The organism is Streptomyces sp. NPDC001750 (assembly GCF_042892615.1).
In the GTDB taxonomy this organism is placed as follows: Bacteria; Actinomycetota; Actinomycetes; order Streptomycetales; family Streptomycetaceae; genus Streptomyces.
Window position 1 is genome coordinate 1 of the sequence record NZ_JBIAUE010000051.1, and the last position, 18984, is coordinate 18984.

At 69.0% G+C, this 18984-nt stretch carries 14 protein-coding genes; 10 read left to right on the plus strand and 4 right to left on the minus strand.

Going from position 1 to position 18984, the window contains the following annotated elements:
- Positions 1–570 precede the first annotated feature (570 nt).
- Positions 571–3009: a Helicase associated domain protein gene (locus ACFYY6_RS36480; RefSeq protein WP_388653411.1), complete on the plus strand. Its 2439-nt coding sequence runs from the start codon at positions 571–573 to the stop codon at positions 3007–3009.
- Positions 3010–3596: 587 nt separating this feature from the next.
- Here the strand turns inward: ACFYY6_RS36480 and ACFYY6_RS36485 are convergent.
- On the minus strand, positions 3597–5273 hold the full coding sequence (locus ACFYY6_RS36485; RefSeq protein WP_386610225.1) for a hypothetical protein: 1677 nt from the start codon (positions 5271–5273) through the stop codon (positions 3597–3599).
- A 227-nt stretch (positions 5274–5500) separates the two neighbouring features.
- Between ACFYY6_RS36485 and ACFYY6_RS36490 the strand changes: the two genes are divergently transcribed.
- Both ACFYY6_RS36490 and ACFYY6_RS36495 read left to right on the plus strand, forming a co-directional pair.
- Positions 5501–6016 carry a hypothetical protein gene (locus tag ACFYY6_RS36490; protein WP_386610226.1) on the plus strand — a complete coding sequence of 172 codons (516 nt, stop codon included), beginning with the start codon at positions 5501–5503 and terminating at the stop codon, positions 6014–6016.
- 38 nt (positions 6017–6054) lie between these two features.
- Positions 6055–7707 (plus strand): protein kinase, encoded by a 1653-nt coding sequence (locus ACFYY6_RS36495; RefSeq protein ID WP_386610228.1) that lies wholly within the window; start codon positions 6055–6057, stop codon positions 7705–7707.
- Positions 7708–7810: 103 nt separating this feature from the next.
- On the opposite strand, the gene ACFYY6_RS36500 is transcribed toward ACFYY6_RS36495, so the two are convergent.
- Together ACFYY6_RS36500 and ACFYY6_RS36505 are read right to left on the minus strand one after the other, a co-directional pair.
- A complete protein-coding gene (locus ACFYY6_RS36500; RefSeq protein WP_386610230.1) occupies positions 7811–8614 on the minus strand; it encodes a hypothetical protein in 804 nt (267 codons plus the stop codon).
- A gap of 90 nt (positions 8615–8704) precedes the next feature.
- A complete protein-coding gene (locus tag ACFYY6_RS36505; protein ID WP_388968352.1) occupies positions 8705–10414 on the minus strand; it encodes a pRL2-11 in 1710 nt (569 codons plus the stop codon).
- Between the two features lie 429 nt (positions 10415–10843).
- Here ACFYY6_RS36505 and ACFYY6_RS36510 point away from each other — a divergent pair, with 429 nt between their 5' ends.
- The 7 genes from ACFYY6_RS36510 (at position 10844) to ACFYY6_RS36540 (ending at position 18091) form a co-directional block, all read left to right on the plus strand.
- On the plus strand, positions 10844–11104 hold the full coding sequence (locus ACFYY6_RS36510) for a hypothetical protein (RefSeq protein WP_384417847.1): 261 nt from the start codon (positions 10844–10846) through the stop codon (positions 11102–11104).
- Positions 11105–11177: 73 nt separating this feature from the next.
- Positions 11178–11651, plus strand: coding sequence for a DUF6233 domain-containing protein (locus tag ACFYY6_RS36515; RefSeq protein WP_386610263.1), 474 nt, complete (start codon positions 11178–11180; stop codon positions 11649–11651).
- 252 nt (positions 11652–11903) lie between these two features.
- On the plus strand, positions 11904–13154 hold the full coding sequence (locus ACFYY6_RS36520; protein ID WP_388653400.1) for a site-specific integrase: 1251 nt from the start codon (positions 11904–11906) through the stop codon (positions 13152–13154).
- Entirely contained in the window at positions 13151–15031 is a 1881-nt protein-coding gene (locus tag ACFYY6_RS36525; protein WP_388653398.1) for a hypothetical protein, read from the plus strand. Before ACFYY6_RS36520 ends, ACFYY6_RS36525 begins: the two co-directional genes overlap by 4 nt.
- Positions 15028–17160 carry a hypothetical protein gene (locus ACFYY6_RS36530; protein ID WP_389197486.1) on the plus strand — a complete coding sequence of 711 codons (2133 nt, stop codon included), beginning with the start codon at positions 15028–15030 and terminating at the stop codon, positions 17158–17160. Before ACFYY6_RS36525 ends, ACFYY6_RS36530 begins: the two co-directional genes overlap by 4 nt.
- The gene (locus ACFYY6_RS36535; RefSeq protein WP_386610240.1) at positions 17157–17579 is read left to right on the plus strand and encodes a hypothetical protein; all 423 of its coding nucleotides are present in this window, start codon (positions 17157–17159) and stop codon (positions 17577–17579) included. The genes ACFYY6_RS36530 and ACFYY6_RS36535 overlap by 4 nt, the downstream gene beginning before the upstream one ends.
- A 323-nt stretch (positions 17580–17902) precedes the next feature.
- A complete protein-coding gene (locus ACFYY6_RS36540; protein ID WP_386610242.1) occupies positions 17903–18091 on the plus strand; it encodes a hypothetical protein in 189 nt (62 codons plus the stop codon).
- A gap of 241 nt (positions 18092–18332) precedes the next feature.
- Here ACFYY6_RS36540 and ACFYY6_RS36545 read toward each other — a convergent pair whose 3' ends face one another.
- Positions 18333–18944, minus strand: coding sequence for a hypothetical protein (locus ACFYY6_RS36545; RefSeq protein ID WP_388653392.1), 612 nt, complete (start codon positions 18942–18944; stop codon positions 18333–18335).
- Positions 18945–18984: the final 40 nt, after the last annotated feature.

Genomic DNA, 18984 nt, shown 5'->3' on the forward strand with positions numbered 1-18984 from the left:
CCCCGCGGAGCGGGATATGCCCCGGCAAGCCGGGGCATAGAGCGCGAATTGCGCAAGCGCAATTCGAATTCCGGCGCAAGCGCCGGAATAGGATTCCGTGAACGGAATCCTGAAAGGGAATCAATTCGCGCAAGCGCGAATTGATGGGCAATCACGCAAGCGTGATTGCCGGGCTGGCGGTAAGGGGAGGTGCATCGCGTGCGGGACTGTGTAGAGCCTGGGATTACTGCCCACCACCCCAGCAACGAGAGTGACGGCCCATCGGCCTGACGGGGTGCCGGCCCGCCGCAGTGATGGGCTCCGCTGCGCTCCACCCGAACCCCTCCCCGCCCTCGAAACCAGTCGATCACGTTCTCCGGATACCCCGTCACCATACCTTATGAACCCTGCACACAGGTGAGATTTGGCCAGGCGTCAGCCTACAGAGGGAAGCCGCTACATGGGGTGATGCATCACAGGTTCTGGCTGTGTAGAGTCTGAGACTAGATGCCACCACCCCGGCCCGTCACTCACCACGCCGGACTCTCATTCCTATTACGCGCCGCATTCCACGAAAAGGAGAACACGGCAATGGCCGTGAAACTGCGTGACCATCAGATTGAGGCTGTAGCCGCCATCGTGCGCGGCCTCGATATCCCGCCGGGCGGTATTCCCTGGAATGGTCTGCGCGGGCAGGTGCACGCCGCGTGTGGAACGGGAAAGACCATCATCGCGGCGGCCTCCGCGAAAAGGATTGTTCCCAAGGGCCGCGTTCTCGTGGTGGTGCCGACCCTCGATCTCCTGGCGCAGACCGTGAAGGCGTGGAGCGGCGTCGGGCACAAGGGGCCGGCGGTCATGGTGTGCTCGCCGCTGGAGGATCCGGAGCTGTGGCACCTGGGAGTGCGGTGCACCACGAACCCTGTGCAGCTGGCGCTGTGGCACGCCACGGGGCCGGTGACCATCTACGCCACCTACGCGTCGCTGGGCGTGCTCACGGAGGCGTTCGAGGGCGCCTATGGCCAGAAACTCGACCCGGTGGACCTCGCCTGTGTCGATGAGGCGCACCGGACGTCGGGGTCGATGGGTAAGGCCTGGGCAGACATACACGACCAGACGAAGATCCCGGCGCGCCGCCGGCTGTATCTGACGGCGACGCCGCGGATCTGGGAGGAGCGGCTGAACCGTGAGGTTGCCGAGGGGGTGCGTGATCCGCTGCCGCGGGAGATGGCGGCCTCGATGGATGACGAGAAGGTCTTCGGGCCGGTCCTCTACAAGCTCTCGCTCGCATCGGCGGTGTCGCGGAAGCTGCTGGCGCGGTACCAGATCATCGTCCTGGAGCTCCAGGACCCGGTCGTGACGCCGGAGCGGCTGATGGGCGAGGAACGGCACACCGAGGAGGTCCGCGGGCAGCGCCTGGGGGCGCTGCAGGCTGCGCTGCTGCACACGATGGAGCAGCACAACCTGTCGACGTGCATCACGTTCCACCATCGGACCATAGAGGCCGCGGCGTATGCGGAGGGCCTGGAGCGGGTGGCCGAGCGGCTGCATGCCGACCGGCCCGAGAAGTACCCGGCGGAGATCTGGGCGGACTGGCTGTGTGGGGAGCACGTCCCGGAGCGGCGGCGGGAGGTGCTGCGCGGGTTCGGCTCCACCGCCCGGCGGGCGGTGCTCTCGAACTGCAAGGTGTTGGGCGAGGGTGTGGATATCCGGGCTGTGGACTCGGTGGCGCTGCTGGACCCCAAGGGGGCTCCGCACGACATCGTGCAGGCGATCGGCCGCGCTTTGCGTCAGAAGCCCGGTGAAGGAAAGCTCGCTTCTTTGATCGTGCCGGTATTCCTCCGGTCTGACGAAAGCCCGGAGGATATGTTCACCTCGGGTTCGTACCGGCCTTTGGTGAAGGTATTGGAAGGTCTGCGGGCTCACGATGAAGAGGCAATCGAGTTGCTGGCTATTCCGCAGGAGCCGCAGAAGGACGTCGTGCAGCCCTCCAGATACATCGGTGCTGCGCCTGGTGATAACGAGGAGGAAACCCGATTGCTGCTCCGCTTCGCGGCTCCGCGTGACCCGGTGATGGTCGCGGACTGGGTCAGCTTCAACGTGATCGACACGGAGCGGCAGGACTGGGCTCGTGGCTGGGCGGCGCTCAAGAACTTCGTCGAGCGCGAGGGGCACGCCCGGGTGCCGTACGAGCACCGCGAGGGGGCGTTCCCTCTGGGGCGGTGGGTCGCGGAGCAGCGGCGGGCGTTCGGGGCGGGGCAGATGACCGGTGTGCGTGCCCGGCGGTTGGAGAAGCTGGGCATGGCCTGGTCGGCCGCCGATGCGCGTTTCCAGGAGAATCTAGCGGCGGCGAGGGTGTACTTCGAGCAGCACTGGACGCTGTGCGCCCCTCGGTCGGCGGCGGTGCTGGACAAGCCGGTGGGGCAGTGGCTGTCCAACCTCCGCCGTCCCGGTGCGCTGGCCGGGCACCCGGAGTGGGAGGCCGCGCTGGTGGCCCTGGACAAGGACTGGAACCCGTCGTGGCCGGCGCAGTGGCAGCGGCACTTCGCCGCGCTCCGCGAGCTGGTGCGCGACGAGGAAGGGCCGGCGGAAGTCCTGCCCGGGTTCACCGTGCACGGCATGGACATCGGGAAGTGGCTGGCCCAGCAGCGCAGACCCGAGGTCTGGGCAGCCCTGCTACAGGGTCAGCGCGAGCGCCTGGAGGCCATCGGCGTCACCCCGCTCCCCGTGACCGTGCTCCCAGAGGTCCCGGCCCGGGCCCCGGCGGAGCCGGGCATGCCCACAGGGTCGTCCACGGCACCCGTGAGCGCCTTCGAGAAGGGCGTGGCGGCCCTGGCGCAGTACAAGACCCGCACGGGCTCCGTGAAGGTACCCCGGGCCCACGTAGAGGCGCTGCCGGACGGGTCGGAGGTCAAGCTCGGAGTCTTCCTGTCGAACACCAAGTCCAGGCGCGCGAAGCTGACCGTCGACAAGCTCGCTGTGCTGGCCAGCCTCGGGCTGGAGTGGGCGGCCATGGAAGGAGCGGCGGGATGACCGCGGCCGCGGAAGAGCGGGGTGTGCAGGATGCTGGGCGGCGGCACGCCCGCACCAGGGCCTTCGCGGAGGCGGAGGGCTTCGTCTCGGCTGTGCTGTCCGACCCTCGGGTGCAGGGCGCGGGGGCGGGTGGAGACGGCGGAGACGGAGCTCGGCATGGAGCTGTGCATCCGTCTCCAGTCGTTCCAGGACCGCTACGACCAGGCCGTGGCGGGTGGCGACGTGGCCCGGCTCACCGGGATCTGCGCCCGGGCAAGCACGGCCGCTGGGGGCGGATCTGCGTCCTGCCCGACGGGCACGAGACCTCGATGGAGGAACCGCACTGGGGCCACAACAGCGAGGGCCAGCCGATCACGTGGGTGGGCAGCGCACCTGACGACTGGTGAGCGGCGGTGAGATCGGCGAAGGACCCCGGGACGCAGGGCGTGCCGGGGTCCTTCGCTGTCCGGGGCCAGCTGCGCCGCTTTCCAGGCCCTACACGCACTGGCGTGCGATGCCCGGGGCCTCTGAGCTGCTGCGTCGCACTGACGTGCGTGTAGGCCCTGGAATCCTGGGCCGCTCCCCCTGCGAGCCGTGTGGCGGCGGGCCTAGTCAGGGAGGGGGAGGAACAGCACGGTGAGCGCGGCTTGCAGAGCCAAAGCGATCTGGTGGCGGGACGGAGTATCCATCAGGTCGTGGAGAACATCGTTGCGCAGGTTGATGCCGTCGGTGGGCCCACCGAGCAGGGTGCGGAAGGCGGTCGGCCACGGCTCGGGGTATCCGGCATCCGGCATGGCCCTGATGAGGGAACCGAGCTGGCTGACCTGGCCCGGCGTGTCGCCCTGGGCGTGCTGGATGACCGCGACATCGGCCTCCTGGAGGCGGCGGCGGAGCAGGCCCTCGACGCGCGGCAGGACGAGGGCGATGGCGGCGTCGTCGTCGTGTTCCCAGAAGGCGTGCAGGGCGCGGGCCAGTCCTCGCATGCGGCCGGCCGGTGCGAGTGGGGGATGCGTGAGCACGGTAAGCAGCTGGTCGGTGGTGGGGGCGAAGCGCTCCTTGATCTGGTCGAGCTGGGCTTCGACGAGGAGCCCGTGGAACTTCATCGAGAAAACCCGGGCGTTGATGAGGTCTTGGCCGGCGGGGCTGTCCGTTTCTGAGGTGCTGGTCACCAGCGGCCCGTTGAGGTTCAGGCGCAGTGAGGGCAGTTGGAGCAGGCCGTGCTGTTCGGGGTCGACCGGGTCGGCAAGTACGGGGGGTGTGACGGCGATGGTGCGCAGCGCCTGGTCAAGGCTGTCAGTCTCGTCGATGGTGGCCCTCGCGGTGTTGAGGAAGACCGTCGGCAGGTTGTTCTGGGTGCGGACGCTGGTAAGGCCCAGGTTCTGCGGGTTGATCTTCTGCTGGATGCGGCGGACTCGGTCCAGGGCGTCGGTGAGTCCGTGGTCGCGTGCGAATGCGGCGGCCTGTTCGAGTTCCATGAGCTGTGCGAGTCCTTCCTGGCCTTCGGCATGGCTGATCAAGGCGGTGCCGATGCGCTCGTTGATCCGGTGCTGGGCGTCCGGGTCGGGCTCGGTGCGGCGCAGGTGCTTGAGGAACTCGGCCTGCTCCAGCGAGCCGTCGCGGCAGTCGGCAACGGCTCGCTGGAGCAGTGGGTGCAGCTGCGAGTGGTTGTTCTTGTTCTTCAGCAGTGGTTCGGTCATGGCGGTGATAACGCCGTGGTCTGGTTCGGGCCAGGAGAGCGCCACGGCGACGAGGTCGAGCATCTCGGTGATGATGCTCTTGAGCTGTGGCTGGCGGTAGGTGGCGGCCAGGTCGTGGGCGGTGCGCAGCGCCTCCACGGCCTGCCACCGGCTGGTCGGGGTGTGAGGGCTGGTGTCAGCCAGCAGGGGTGCGGCGATGGTCCGGTAGTGGGTGAGGGCCGCCTGCAGGTGGGTGATGGGGCGGTCGCCGTGCCGGACCGTCCACAGCAGGTGGTGCAGCCGTGCGCACACGGCCGGGTGCGCAGCGGTGTCGGCGTACGCGGCCCAGACAGCGTGCACGCCTGGCGAAAGCTGGTCTGGGGTGCTCGCCCAGGCCTCGGGGTCGGCACCGCGGTATGAGCCTATGAAGGTGCCCTTGCGCTGGTGGAAGGACATCGCCGCGCCGAGTGCGTGCAGGTGCTCCTTCTCTACCTCGGTGTGGTTGTTTGCTTCGGCGGCCGCCAGCGCCGTCACCATCTGCGTGTGGGAGATGAACGGGGCGCTCGCGCCGTCCACCGTCTTCAGGACCATTGCCTGAGCTGTCACCATAAGGTTTGATCTTTCCCTAACCGCCCGTTTCTGTCTGCTGGTTATCCCTGTCAGTCCCCGGTCGAGGTGTTTGCGTCGGGTATGCCTTGTTCCTCGGGTCATGGGTGGATCGGGTGACTTCACCTTGGCCAGCACGGCGTTACTGACGGCAAGGTGGGCTACGGAACGGCAGGGAGGTCTCCTGCGAGGCGGTCCAGGCGTTCGTAGAGGGCCCGTACGAGGCGGGCGTGGCTCTGGACGCAGCGGATGGTTCCCTTGGGCCGTACGGACAGGCGTCGGTCGGCTTCCTGGAGGACGATTTCGGCGAGGGCGCAGCAGGCGGTTTCCAGTTGATCAGCCCTATCATGGGCGTCCAGTCCGCACTCGTAACGGACGGGACTAAGGGGAGGGGCCCGAGCATGCCGGAGTACCGCATTTCCGTGGATGGGGACTCACCGGGACGGGACCTGCGTCAGCTCACGCAGTGGCTCCGCCAGGACACGACGACCAGGGCTGGGGCAACCATCGCGCTCCAGTCTGCGCCTCCCGCCGAGGGCCAGATGGGAGGGGCCCTCGAAGTCATCTCGTTGGTCACCCAGTCCGGGTTTTCGACGGCCAGCCTGGCTCTGGCGATTTCTTCCTGGCGTCGGACCCGGCCATCGACGCCGGTCGTTACCATCGAACACAACGCTGTACGGGTGACGGTGGATTCCGATGACCCGGCTGCGGTCGCTCGGATCGTCCAGGCGCTGGAGAGCGAATAGCCGCCGGGATGCCGCTCCCCTGCCCGGAGTCCTCGAGGGTGGTCCTTGTCGGCGTTGCGGACTACGACCACCTGCCGCCCCTCCCTGCCGTCCGGAACAACCTTGCGGCACTCGCCGGCTTCTTCACCTCAGCGCCAGGCTGGGGCCTGCCGTCAAAGTACTGCACGGTTGTCAGCGACCCCAAGCAGCCATCCGAATTCATCGACCCCGTGCGACGGGCGGCCGCCGAAGCGACCGACACCCTGCTCGTCTACTACAGCGGACATGGCCATCTCGACGGCGAGCTGCGGTACTCGGTCTCGGTCACCGCCTCGCGGCAAGACGAGCCGTGGACCTGCCTGCCGTACGCATGGTTGAAGTCCGTGCTGATCCAGACCCGCGCGGAACGCCGAGTGGTGATCCTCGACAGCTGCTTCAGCGGGCAAGCCCACGAGCTGATGGCCGGCGCGGCCAACGTGCTACGGGGACAGGTGGCAACCGCGGGAGCAGTAGTCATCAGCTCTGCCCGCCACGACCTACCCGCACTCGCACCGATCGGCGAAACCTACACCGCCTTTACCGGCGAACTGCTCCAAGTCATCACTCACGGCATTGACGGCGGATCCGCAGAAATCAGTATCGATGCCGCCTACACCCAGGTTAAGGAAGCCCTGATTGAACAGGGACGTCCCCTACCTGACCGCACGGGTACCGATACTGCTGGCACCCTGGTCATTGCCCGCAATCCCAAGTTCCGGCCGCACGCCCCCGGGGCTTCCCCACGATCCGTTCCTGGAACGCATCTGCTGGGACTGGCCAACCGGCTGATTCCGATGTCGGCGAGTGCTCGTAGCACAAGAACAGCTGCCCAAGGTTCTGCGGAACCGGGCCCCGTCGGCGAGCGATATGAGGTCCTTCATCCCCTCGGGCACGGAGGCATGGGGTCCGTGCATGTCGCCTACGACCGTCTCCTTGACCGACAGGTCGCTTTGAAGACGCTCCGGTCGCGTGGGCAGGATGAACCAGTCGAACGAGAGGTTTTCTGGGCCGAAGTGCGGGCGGCAGCTGGGCTGAACCACCCGAACGTGGCGGCGATCCATGACGTGGTCGAGGGCGAGGTCGGACGGTTCTTCGTGATGGAACTTGTCCCGGGCATCGATCTGTCAGCTGCGCTCGACATTGACAGCCCACTGTCACCCGACGAAGCCGCGGAGGTTGTCCACGACGTGCTGTCCGGCTTGGAGGCCGCTCACCAGGCCGGGGTGGTTCACTGCGACGTCAAACCAGCCAACATCATGCTGACGCCGAGCGGCACGGTAAAGATTCTCGACTTCGGTATCTCCCACATCGGCGCCGAGAAGGGGTATGGACCCCTACGCCGAGATGGCACCGTAGTCGGCACGCCCGCCTACACAGCGCCCGAAAATTTCCGCGGTCAGCTTCCCGCCCCTTCCGCCGACATATATGGAGCGGGGGTCCTGTTCTACCAACTATGCACCGGGCAGGTGCCATTCCCTGGCGACGACGTCTTCAAGATGCTTACGCGCGCGCTTGAGGGGAACCCCACGCCGCCGAGCCAGCTTCGGCCAGGGCTGCCATCCGAGTATCAGGCGATCATCATGCGGGCCCTCGAACTTGACCCCCAGGATCGGTACACAAGTGCCGCCGAGATGCGTACCGCAATCGCGGCTGCTCTTTACGGCACGAACTGATCTCTGCACGCGGGTCTGCGCGGTGCCCGGTGAACGGGCGCTCTTCGGGGCGAGGGGGGCGTGTCGGCCGGACCGGGCAGGACCCGGTCTGGCCGATCCGGCATCAGTGCTCTTCGGTCTGCGTGGCGGCGGCCCACGCGGCGGCTTCGGTCTCGCTCATGAGCAGGACCTGGGTGGGGTGGGCGGTGGAGTGCTGCACGGTGTGGAAGCGGCCCGGGTGGGTGCTGGCCTTGGGGACGGGGGCGACCTGCGGGGCCGCCTGGTTCCAGGTGCGGGGGGGGTGACCCGTCCCAGGAGCAGGGTGGAGAACTGCTCGCGTCCCAGTGCGGCGCTGTAGCTCTGGGCGCCGGCGAGGATGTGGATGCGGGCCTCGCGTCCGGCGCAGAGGAGTTTCTCGTAGGCGTCGACGGCCGGGGACGTCTTCGGCTCGCCCGCCTGGCGGACCTTGTCCCAGTGGCGGGCCAGCTGGGCCGGCGGACTCGAACACCACTGCCAGGTGCGGCAGGTCCACGGTTTCGCCGTGCTCGTCGACATGGCGCGCCGGTTCGGCGCGGAGGCCGAGAAGGGCGTCGTGGATATCGGCGATGTCGCAGCGGTACGTCACCCCCGGCAGGCCGCGCGCCCACGGTTGGGAGATGCGCTTGGCATCGAGGATCAGGGCGTCCCCGCCGTGGTGCAGGACCTGCGCGGCCAGGGTGCGCAGGGCGGTGGAGGTGCCGCCGCCGGAGGTGGAGCAGACCAGGACGTGCGGCGAGTCGGTGTCCAGGTCGATGCCGACCGGCTGCCGGTCGGTGCCGAGGCCGATGAGGACCTGGGAGGCGGGCAGTGCTTCCAGCTGCTCGCGGACGCCCGGGTCGGTGAGGCGCAGCTGCTGCGGGAGGGTGCTCTTCTTGGTGGTCTTCCACATGGCTGGGGTGTTCCTTTTCTGTGTTGTGCCCGGTGAGCCGGGTGCTCTTCGGGGCGAGGGGTCGGGTCGGCTGGAGCGGGCGGTGCCCGGTCAGTCGAGGTCGGTGGTGCCGGTGGCGGCGCGGGGCCGGTTGCGGGCCCACTTCTTGAGGTCGCCGACGCGGTAGAGGAGTTCGGCGCCGCGCTTGCCGGCCGGGCCGGGGAAGGCGGGGTCGTTGGCGCGGGCGAAGCGCAGCGCGGCCAGGGTGATGCCGGGCAGGTGGTGTTCGGCGGCCTCGCGGAGCCCCACCGCCTGGTCGTCGTCGACCACGGCCGGGGTCGGGGTCGCCGGCGGCGTCGCCGTGGCGTTGGCCGCGAGCTCGCCGGGCGCGGCGGCCGGGGTGAGGTTCCGGGCGTCGGCGGGCCGTTCCCCGCTCGCGGGCGGCTCGGGGACCGACGGGAGGCCGGGGGTGGTGGTGGACCCGGCGTCGGGGAGGGAGTCGGCGGGCGGCTTGTGCAGCTGCACCGGGACGGGCCCGCCGGCGGCCGCGGCCTTCTTGCCGGTGGTGGCCCACTCTCGGGCTTCGGTCTCGGTGAAGAAGAGGATCTGCGTCTCCCGCGCGCTGCCGCCGCTGACGACCTGGGCGCGGCCGTGGTGCTTGGTGGACTTCGGCGCGGGCTGGACCTCGGGGGCGAGCATCCTCCATGCGTTGACGCTGTAGCGGGCCAGGATGCGGGTGGAGAACTGCTCGCGGACCTCCGGGCCTCCGAGGGCGCGGGCGGTGGCGGACTGGGCGACCAGGAGGACGTGCATGCGCAGCTGGCGGCCCATGTAGAGGATCTCGTTGAGGGCGTCGATGGCCGGGGAGACCTTCGGGTCGCCGGACTCGCGGATCTTCTCCCAGTAGCGGGCCAGCTGCTTCATCGTGGCGTTGACCTCTTCGAGGAGGATCAGCAGCCGCGGGCCGATGGCCTTGGGGTCTGCGTCGATGCCGAGGTCGTCGGCGACGCGGGTTCTGCGCCGGCCTTCCATGCCGAGGGCGATGAGCTGGTCGTGGATGTCGGCGATGTCGCGGCAGTACGTCACGCCGGGCAGGCCGGACGCCCACGGGTGGGAGATCCGCTTGGTGTCGAGGACGAACACGAGCGAGCCGTGGTGGAGCATCTGGCAGGCGATGCACCGCAGGGTCACCGACTTGCCGCCGCCGGTGGAGGCGTTGACGAGGATGTGCGGGGACTCCGCGTCCAGGTCGACGGAGACGATCTGCCCGCCGGCGCCGAACCCGATGATCGGTGCGGACTCCTTGGCCTTGGCCACCAGCTCCCGGGTCTTGGGGTCTTTGAAGAGGGCCTTCGCCGGAGGCTTGCGGGTCTTCTTCACCCGCACGTACGGCTTGCGGCCCTCGGGGTGCCAGTCGAATGTCACGCCCTCCAGGGCGAGCTTCTGGGTAATGAGGTCGGCGACGACGTCGCGGGAGAAGCCCAGATGACGGGGCAGGTCGATGCGTATCTCCGCGTCGTCGTCGCTGAAGTTCTTCGGGACGTGGAGGTAGCGGCGCGGGTCGGTCTGCTCCGCCAGGCCGAGCGGCCGGTGGATCGCGTCGTGCAGCGGCTGGACCCACTCGCGCATCAGCTCCCGGCGCTCGCGGGTGAGGACCATGTACGCCGCGGTGCCCACGGTCAGGACGGAGGCCGCGCCGATCCCGCCGGGCTCCAGCGCGGCGAGCGCCGCGTCCCGGTTCTCCCACAGCTCCTGGACGGTCTGCACGGTGGCGTCCAGGTCCTGGGTGGCCAGGTAGCCACTTTTCCGCGACGCCCGCACCGAGGGCGAGGCGGAAGGACAAGCGCCGCCAGCCGGGCTTGTAGGAGCGGCGCCGGACCTTGCCCTCCACCTTCGGCAGGACCCGGGTGCCCGCGCGCCAGAACGTGGCGTCGGTGCGCTTCACCCCGTCCAGGTCCCTGCCGGCCAGGACCCGGGCGATCCCGCGCGCGAGGGAGTCAGCTTCCTTCTCCAGCTGCTTGTCGAACTTCGTCTGTGCCATGGCCGTGCCCTTTCGATCTGCGTCCCGGCACCTCACACCCGGAAGCGGACACGAACCGTAAAGCGGCTGGCCTGTGGATAGAGCGCGGCGAAAAACGGGCCCTGAGCTGCGATCTGTGGACAACTTTCCGGCCCGAAAATCCGCAGGCGCCCCGACTGTGAGCCGCGGTCGGTACAACGGTGGGGAGAGATCAACCTGGGAGGGGCTGCATGACCGAACACGACGACGACGCGCCCGAGTTCAAGGCTGCGGTGGAGCGCGCGAAGCAGTACGAGGCGATGGCCTCGCGGTACGTCAAGAAGGCGTTGGCGGGCGAGGCGGGTGCGGCGCAGATGGCGCAGACGTTCGCCTCGTTGGCAGCCGCTGCCCGGATGGAGCGCCTGGACTGGCGTATGCGGGTGCTGGGCGACCAGCTCGGGGACGTGAAGAAGGCGATGGACGGTCTTCGCCGCAAGCTGCCCGAGCGGTGACGTTCATCGAGCTGGCAGCGGCGGTGCTTACCGTGGGGGCGTGACCACACCCTCCGATGACGCGGCCAGGCCGGTGCCGGTGCGGGTCGTGCTGCCCGCCGACCCGGTGCTCGGGCAGCCGGAGCAGGAGGTCGTGGCGCGGCTGTGGAGGCGGCGGCAGACCGGGACGGGGTGGGTGTACCTCGTGGGGCTGCCGTCGTACCGGGATCTCGAGGGCGGCGGCGTGGAGGCCGCGGAGTACCGGGTGTGGGTCCGGGCGCCCGACCATGTGCGGCCGGTCGACGGCGTCGACTACGACCAGGTCCCCACCGAGCCTCTTCCGCCGGCGTCGGTGGTCCGCGAGGTCCTCGGGGAGCGCCGGCCTTCGGGCTGGGTCCTGGCGAAGGTCCGCGAGGGGCGGGGCCCGGCCCGCGGTGTGCTGCACGCGCCGGACTGCGAAGAGGCACCCGAGGGTGCGTCGCTGCTCGATGTCCAGCGGGCCCTGGACGTCGCGGAGAACCCGGGGACGCAGCTGTGCACGCTGTGCGGGTGCGCCGCGGTTCTATAGCGGCAAAGCTGTTGTAGTAGGCGAGTGTTTGTTGCTGAAGAGAGTGACGTCGTAGCCAACTCCGTTGGCTGGCAGGTGTATCGGTACGACCTGGAGCGCCCGTCGCAGGCGGTGCCTGGGGACTTATCCGCGTACGCACCGGATCTACGCTCGTGGGCGGAGCGGCTGGGTGGCCGGCACGGACAGCGGTTCCTTCTCGGTCCGGATGGGTTGCCTGATCTGCGGGTGAACGCGTTCTTGGCATCGCCGACGATGCGGAATCTGTCCGAGCTGACGAACCGGGACTACGCGTACTCCCTGGCCTTGTGGTTGAACTTCCTGCTGGTGCAGGGGCGGGGCTGGTGGGAGGCGTCCGAGGAGGACGCGGAGGAGTTCCAGTTCTGGCGGCTGACGGATCCGGGCAACGACGGCAGGGTGCGGACGTCGTCGTTCGCTCGGGACGTCGCCGGGTGCCGGAAGTTCTACCGCTGGGCGGGCAAGCGCTACAGGGTCCTGGATCCGTTCGACGAGATGGAGTACGGCCGGGGCCGGCGGCAGGAGAACGTGAAGTGGCTCGATCCAGCGGCGATCCGGCGGTGGCGGGATCTGGGACTACGCGGCCGCGGGCTGGACGGCCGGGTGGATCGTCGGTGGCGGGGCCGCAACGACCAACGGGACGCCGCCTTCGTTGACGGGCTCTACGGCACGGGACTGCGACTGTCGTCGTGGGCGAGTGTGGTGCTGCCGGAGCTGCCTCGTACGGCACCGGGCCGCGGGTATTTCACCTGTGAGCTGGCCGATCAGTGCGCCAAGCGCGGCTACGGCTACACCTACTGGATGCCGCGGGCGGTCGTGTCGGGGGTGCACGCCTACCGCGAGGGAGCACGGGCCCGGGCGGTCCGGCGGGCCCAGGAGTCGGGGCTCTACGAGTCGGTCCGCGGCCTGCGGGTGGTTCAGCTGTCCCGCAAGGGCAAGGGAGTCGACCTTCCGGATGCGACGGGCGGCATGGTCGAGACCGTGTGGAATGACCTTTCGCCGCAGGTCAGGAAGCGACTGTTCACGGAGACACCGCAGGGTCTGGAGCCGCTGTCCTTGTGGCTGAACGAGGACGGGCTGCCGCGTGACGCACACGGCTGGCACCACACCTTCGAGGCGGCCAACACGCGGATCGAGGACCTCGGGCTGGATAGCTTCTCCTGCACCGCCCACATGCACCGCCATTCGTTCGCTCTGCGGTGGTTCTCCGTCGGCAAGCTCCTCTGGGCGCAGCGGCTGGGGCACCTGACGGAGGAGGAGAGCCGGGACTTCCGTGAGCAGTTCGGCGACCACTGGCACCTGGTGCAGACGATGCTCGGGCACCGAAGGGTCGAGACTACGAAGGAGGTCTACCTTGAGCCGTTCCGCAACCTGCAGGTCGAGCTGCTGCTCGCGCACGCCGACGGCTTCCCGGTGGAGAGGTTCATGGCCGACGCCTTCGCCGGGCATCCTCGGGTGCACACCGATCCGCTGGCGGTGGCCCGGTGAGCCGGCGGGGACGACGGGCCAGCCTGCCCGGCCGGCAGAACGAAACGGCCCGCGGGCTGCTGGACGACCTGGTGGTGCGCTGCTTCGCTGAGGACGGCAGCGCGTCACGCGACTTCCGCTTCGACGCTCTGCCGGTCGCTGAAGGGCTGCGGCAGGGCCTGGCGATGGCGTTTTGCCGGCGCACGGCTCCCGGCGCGGGGCTGGCGTCTTTGGATTCGATGCTCTCCGCCTACCGGGCGGCGGTGGCGTTCGCCCGCTTCCTGTCCACCCTGGCCTGGCCACCGACCGAGCCTGCCCACCTGCTGCCCGAGCATCTGGACGGCTACTTCGACAGCCGCAAGGACAAGGCCGTCCGGGCCGGAGACGAACTGGCCGATCTCAAGCGGCTGCTCAAGCATGCCGAAGGGCTCAGCGAGGCGGTGACGGCGAAACTGGGCGAGAGCAACCCGCGCCGGCCCCGCACGGAGAACCCCAAGGAGAGCTACAGCGTCCAGGAGCTCAAGCGCATCGCCGATGCCGCACGCTCGGATCTGCGGGCCGCAGCCGCCCGAATCCGCGCGAACCGCGAGGTCCTGCGCCGGTTCCGGCAAGGCGAGGAACTCGGTGGGGACCGGCGGCGGCTGGAACTGCTGGACTTCGTCGACCGGTTCGGCGATGTCCCACGCTGGCCCTGCACCCGTGGTCAGCGGGCTGGCCAGGACGTGGTGCACAGGTGGGTCTTCCACTATGGAGCGATCGACGACCTCGTCTGCCAGCTGCACCTGTCCGGCATGGAGGCCACCGCCGGGCTGGTCCTGCTGACCGCGATGACCGGGCAGAACAAGAGCGTCCTGCTCAAGACCCCGGCGGTTCACCACCGGGCCGACGGTTACACCGGCGCCACGCCGACCGCGATCGTCGAGACCCACAAGCCGCGTCGGGGCCGGCGGGCTCACATGAGCCTGGCGCTGAGTGATCTGCCCGACTGGATCAGCATCCCTGCCGATCCCGAGGATGTCTCGGCCCGCGACGAGCTGCACACCCCTTTCGGTCTCTACGTTCTGCTGCACGATCTGACCTCCCGGTCGCGACAGCTGACGGGCACCGACCGGTTGCTGATCGGCTGGAGCGGAACGGGCGGCGGCAGGGTCGGACGCGGCCTGCGGCAGCAGGTGACGGACCGGTGGGTCTTCCGCTGGGCACGCGGGCACGGCCTGATGGCGGACAAGCCTGATGCCGAGGGCGACCCTGTCCCGCTGAACGTCACGCTGGAGCTGCTCCGGCTCACCTATGTCGAGCTCCACCAGAAGCCGGTCGCGCACACCGAGCAGACCCTGGCCACCGACTACCTGGCCCGCAACCGCGGCAATCTCGCCGCCTACCAGAAGGTTGTCGCCGAGGCCCTTCAGGAGGAGGTCGCCAAGGCGAGGGCCCGCGGCGTGATGGCCCGCCTCACCCGCGCCGACCTGGAACGGGCCCGCACCGACGCCGCCGCGGTCGCCGACGAGTACGGCATCGACGCGACCACCTTGAAGCGGATGGTCGCCGGAGAGCTGGACACGGTCATGAACGCCTGTGTCAACCACCGCGGCGGCCCCCACGCCCCACCCGGTGAGCCCTGCCGAGCCTCCTTCATGCTCTGCCTGGGCTGCCCCTGCGCCCGCGCTCTTCCCCGCCACCTGCCCTTGCAGGTCCTGGTCCACGACCGGCTGGCCGAGCGCCGAGCCGAGATGACCCCGTTGCAGTGGACCCAGCGGTTCGCGCTGCCGCATGCCCAGCTGGCCGACCTGATCTCGCAGCACGACGAGGTTGACCTTGCCGACGCCCGGGCGAACATCACCGACGCCGACCGAGCCGTGGTGACACGGTTCCTGAACAGAGACCTCGATCTTCGATGAGTACGCTCTCTCCGCTGGCTGCGGACTGGGACACGGTTCCCGACGGCATCGAGTGGCCCGGAACTGACACCGTGGTGCTGCTGCACCGCCCGCTGCGGCCAGGCACCGACATCTCGGCCCTGTCCAGGTTCGGCGAGGACCGCTGGTATGTCGACCCTGCGGTCTTCGAGGAACATGCCAGGGCCAAGAGCCTGAACTTCGCCACCATCCCCCGGCCCCTGCGGCAGGACGCCAAGTACTACATCTGGCAGCTGATCAATCACCCCAGCCCCGGCACCATGCGCCACTCCGGCGGGGGCGACCGCCCCGCCATTGCCACGATCCTGACGGTGTTCAGCGCATTCAAGGAGTTCCTCAGCTGGCTGCACCGCCATGGCGTCACCGCATTCGCCCAGGTCACCCCCGCTCTGCTGGATGAGTACCTCGGGGACGTGGACGACGAGCCGATCAGCATGGTGCGCAAGTACCGGCGCGTCGGCGAAGTACGGCGGATGTGGTCGGCCCGCGGCATCCTGCCGCCGCGGTTGCGGCTGCCGGCCGCCCCGCCCTGGGGCGGAGAGGAGTCACGCGATCTGTTCGGGCGGATCCGCGCGGACCGGGACAACCGCACGCCCCGCATCGGCGAGCTGACCATGCAGCACCTGCTGATCTGGGCGATCCGGTTCACCGAGGACTTCGCCGATGACATCCTGGCCGCCCACGCCGAGTACGAGGAATCACGCCTGCGTCAACTCACCGGTGCCACACGGTCGCCGGTGAAGATTCGCGCGCGGATGACCGCCTATCTGGAGCGGCTGCGCGAGCACGGCGGCACACTGCCGGGCCGGGCCTCCGCCGACGGCACGTTGGTGATCAACTGGCGGCACATCGGCAGGATCCTGGGCTGCGCGGAATCGGTCCGGCTCACGGCCAGCGGCCGCAAGGCGATCGAGTCGGGCATCCCCATCGCCGACGGCGCCTACCTGGACACTCCGGCCACCGGCCGACTTGAGGGCCGCCCCTGGCGACCGCACGGCATCACCTTCCATGAGGCACCCAAGCTCGCCCGCCTGCTGAGCACGGCATGTTTCGTGATCATCGCCTACCTCAGCGGCGCTCGCCCCGGAGAAGTGCTCAATCTGCGACGCGGCTGCATCGAACACGACAACGCCAACAGCCTGTGGCTGATGACCGGGCGCCACTTCAAGAACGCCGTCGACGCCGACGGCAACAAACTCCCCACGGGAGCACCCCGCCGCGCTCCGTGGGTCGTCATCGCGCCCGTCGCTCGCGCCGTCGCCGTACTCGAACGCCTCCACCCGCACCCGCTGCTGTTCCCGAACCGGATCACCCCGCACCAACAGCACCTTCGCGACACCAAGCGCCGGGGTGACGCACGCACCGACAACCAGATCGCCAGGGACCTCGCCGCGTTCGTCACCTGGGTCAACACCGAATGCCAGCGTCTGGGCCGCGCCGACGTCATCCCCCCGGATAGGCGCGGCCTCCTCGCCGCCTCCCGATTCCGCCGTACCCTCGCCTGGTTCATCAGGCGCCGCCCCCGCGGCCTGGTGGCCGCCTCGATCCAGTACGGCCATCTCCATACTCGAATGCTCCAGGGGTACGCCGGCTCCTACGACTCCGGGTTTCCCGACGAATACGCCTTCGAGGACTGGCTCTACCGCCTGGAGATCCTCGCCGACGACGCCCAGGCCCTCCAGGACGGCGAACATGTCAGCGGCCCCGCCGCCGACGCCTACCGACACCGCGTCACCGCTACCACCCGCCAGTTCGCTGGCCACGTCCTCACCAGCGACCGCCAGGCCCGCGACCTGCTGGGCAACCCACTCCTGCAGATTCACCACGGCCAAGGGATGACCTGCGTCCTCGACCCCGCCCAGGCCCTATGCCGACTACGCGGAACCACCGACGACCCGCTGGTCACCCCGGACACCGACGACTGCCGGCCCCAGTGCCGCAACATCGCCCGCACCGACCGCGACATCCACCACATCCGCCAACACCACCGCGAACTCGGCGACGTCGTCGACGACCCTCTCGCCCCGCCCATCCGGCACGACCGCGAACGCCACGAACTGAAGCGCCTGCAACGGATCCTCGACGCCCACCAACCGGAGAACCACCAGTGACCGACACCGCTCCCACTGACGGCGATCCGATCCGCACCGCGATCCTCGCCGCGATGGACCGGCTCCTGGCCGGCACCCCCCTGCGCTCCAGCGGACGCCTCAGCGTCTCCCAGCTCGCCATCGAAGCCGACGTCAAACGCTGGCACCTCACCCACCAGCACCTCGATCTGAAAGAGCTCTTTCAGGCCCGGGTGAAGACCCAGAACGGCACGCCCGAGGCGTTCAGCCGCAAGCTCAGCGAGCACGAGCAGCTCAAGAAGAAGTACGCCGACCTCCGTCAGCACTGCGCCGACCTGGAAGAACGACTCCAGGTCTATGCTGCCGCGATCAACCTCCTCGCACTGGAGAACGCCGCCCTGAGCGGCCGCGACGTCGATGCACGCGTTGTCCCGATGCGCAGGCCGGACAGCACACCCTGAACGGCTGCACCAAAGGCCGACCTGGACATCGGGGAGCGTCATCCATCTCAAGTGCTGCTCATCGACGAATTAGACAAGAGCGATATCGATCCGCCCGACGACCTGCTCAACTTCCTCGAAGAGGGCGCTGACCTCTCTGAGCTGGACCGGAGTGCGACCGGGAGAGCCCCCGGTAAGGGTTTCCCGTCGTCGTGTTCGCAGTCCCCTGCGAGCGGGTTAACTGCGGCGCAGTCCTCTGCGAGCGGGTTAACTGCCGCGGATTCCCCTGCGGTGTTGTCCCGCCAGCCAACCAGATGGGCTGTCAGCCCGCGAGGAGGAGACTGATGCTCCACCCGTCCAACCGCCGCCAGGCGGAGAAGGCACCACGCAAGAACCGTTTCGGGGCGAGGTTCCAGCGAGGGCTCAACGCAACCGGGACCTGGCTCGACACCCCGGGGGGCCGCGCGGCCCTCGCGGTCATCAAGCTCTTGCTGACCGCAGCCAGCATTGGGGTCGGCCACCACCCGGGGTGACCACCACTTCGAGCACACTGCGGAGGACTGCCAGAAGCTCTTGCCCTGGCCCACTGAAGCCGGGCAACGGCGATCCCTCTGAACTGTTGCAGGCCAGCGCCCGTCGTTCGTGGGTGCTGGCCTGCGTCATCGTGTTCACCAGGGGTCGAGTCAACAACAAGCAAAGAAAGCTACATAACTCAGGAGCTGACGCCGCTGCTGAGCGGCTTCGACCACATCACCGGCTCCTGACCTGCCGTGGTCAGGAGCCGGTCTCGATGGTGACGGGGACTTCCAGCGGCACGGTCCACTCGCTGCCCTTGGACCTGGCGGTGATGCTCAGGCGCACCGGCTCGTTCGCGTAGTCGCGGTGCCAGACGTCCGTGGTGGTCGTCGACCAGGGCGGCGGGGTGGTGGGGGTCAGGCCGTATCGCGTCCACTCGCCGATCGCCAGCTGCTGCGGGGCGACCGTCCGGCCGGTGTCGTCGCGGCCGTCCGCGCTGAACTTCCACGGCCCCCAGATGTGGGCGCGGACCTCTTCGGGAGTCGGAGCGCCGGCGAGCTGGGGCCCGTCGCCGCGGTGCGGGTTGTCGTTGCGCAGGGACGCGGTGATCTCGATGGTGCCGTGGGACAGCAAGCCGGGCGGGCCTTCGAGGTGGACCCTCAGCATGGCGGTGGAGCGGGCCTCGTTGGCCACGACCGTGCAGCGGAAGTGCGGGGTGAGGTCGGCGTGCAGGCGCTGCTGCTCGATCCGGGACAGGGTCTGCGCGGCCCCGTTGGCGTTGCGCGCGGCTCTCCAGGAGCCGAGGGCGGCAACGGCAGCGACGACCGCGACGGCCAGCGCCAGGGCCGCGATCGTGTCGGTGGTGGTCATGAGGCAGGACGCTATCGCCACCACCCGTCACAGGTCAGCG

Coding starts and splice junctions, on each gene's coding strand:
- ACFYY6_RS36485 (WP_386610225.1), bottom strand. CDS start 5,273: ATGGTGACAGCTCAGGCAATGGTCCTGAAGACGGTGGACGGCGCGAGC.
- ACFYY6_RS36530 (WP_389197486.1), top strand. CDS start 15,028: ATGAGTACGCTCTCTCCGCTGGCTGCGGACTGGGACACGGTTCCCGAC.
- ACFYY6_RS36500 (WP_386610230.1), bottom strand. CDS start 8,614: ATGTGGAAGACCACCAAGAAGAGCACCCTCCCGCAGCAGCTGCGCCTC.
- ACFYY6_RS36520 (WP_388653400.1), top strand. CDS start 11,904: ATGCGGAATCTGTCCGAGCTGACGAACCGGGACTACGCGTACTCCCTG.
- ACFYY6_RS36480 (WP_388653411.1), top strand. CDS start 571: ATGGCCGTGAAACTGCGTGACCATCAGATTGAGGCTGTAGCCGCCATC.
- ACFYY6_RS36510 (WP_384417847.1), top strand. CDS start 10,844: ATGACCGAACACGACGACGACGCGCCCGAGTTCAAGGCTGCGGTGGAG.
- ACFYY6_RS36545 (WP_388653392.1), bottom strand. CDS start 18,944: ATGACCACCACCGACACGATCGCGGCCCTGGCGCTGGCCGTCGCGGTC.
- ACFYY6_RS36540 (WP_386610242.1), top strand. CDS start 17,903: ATGCTCCACCCGTCCAACCGCCGCCAGGCGGAGAAGGCACCACGCAAG.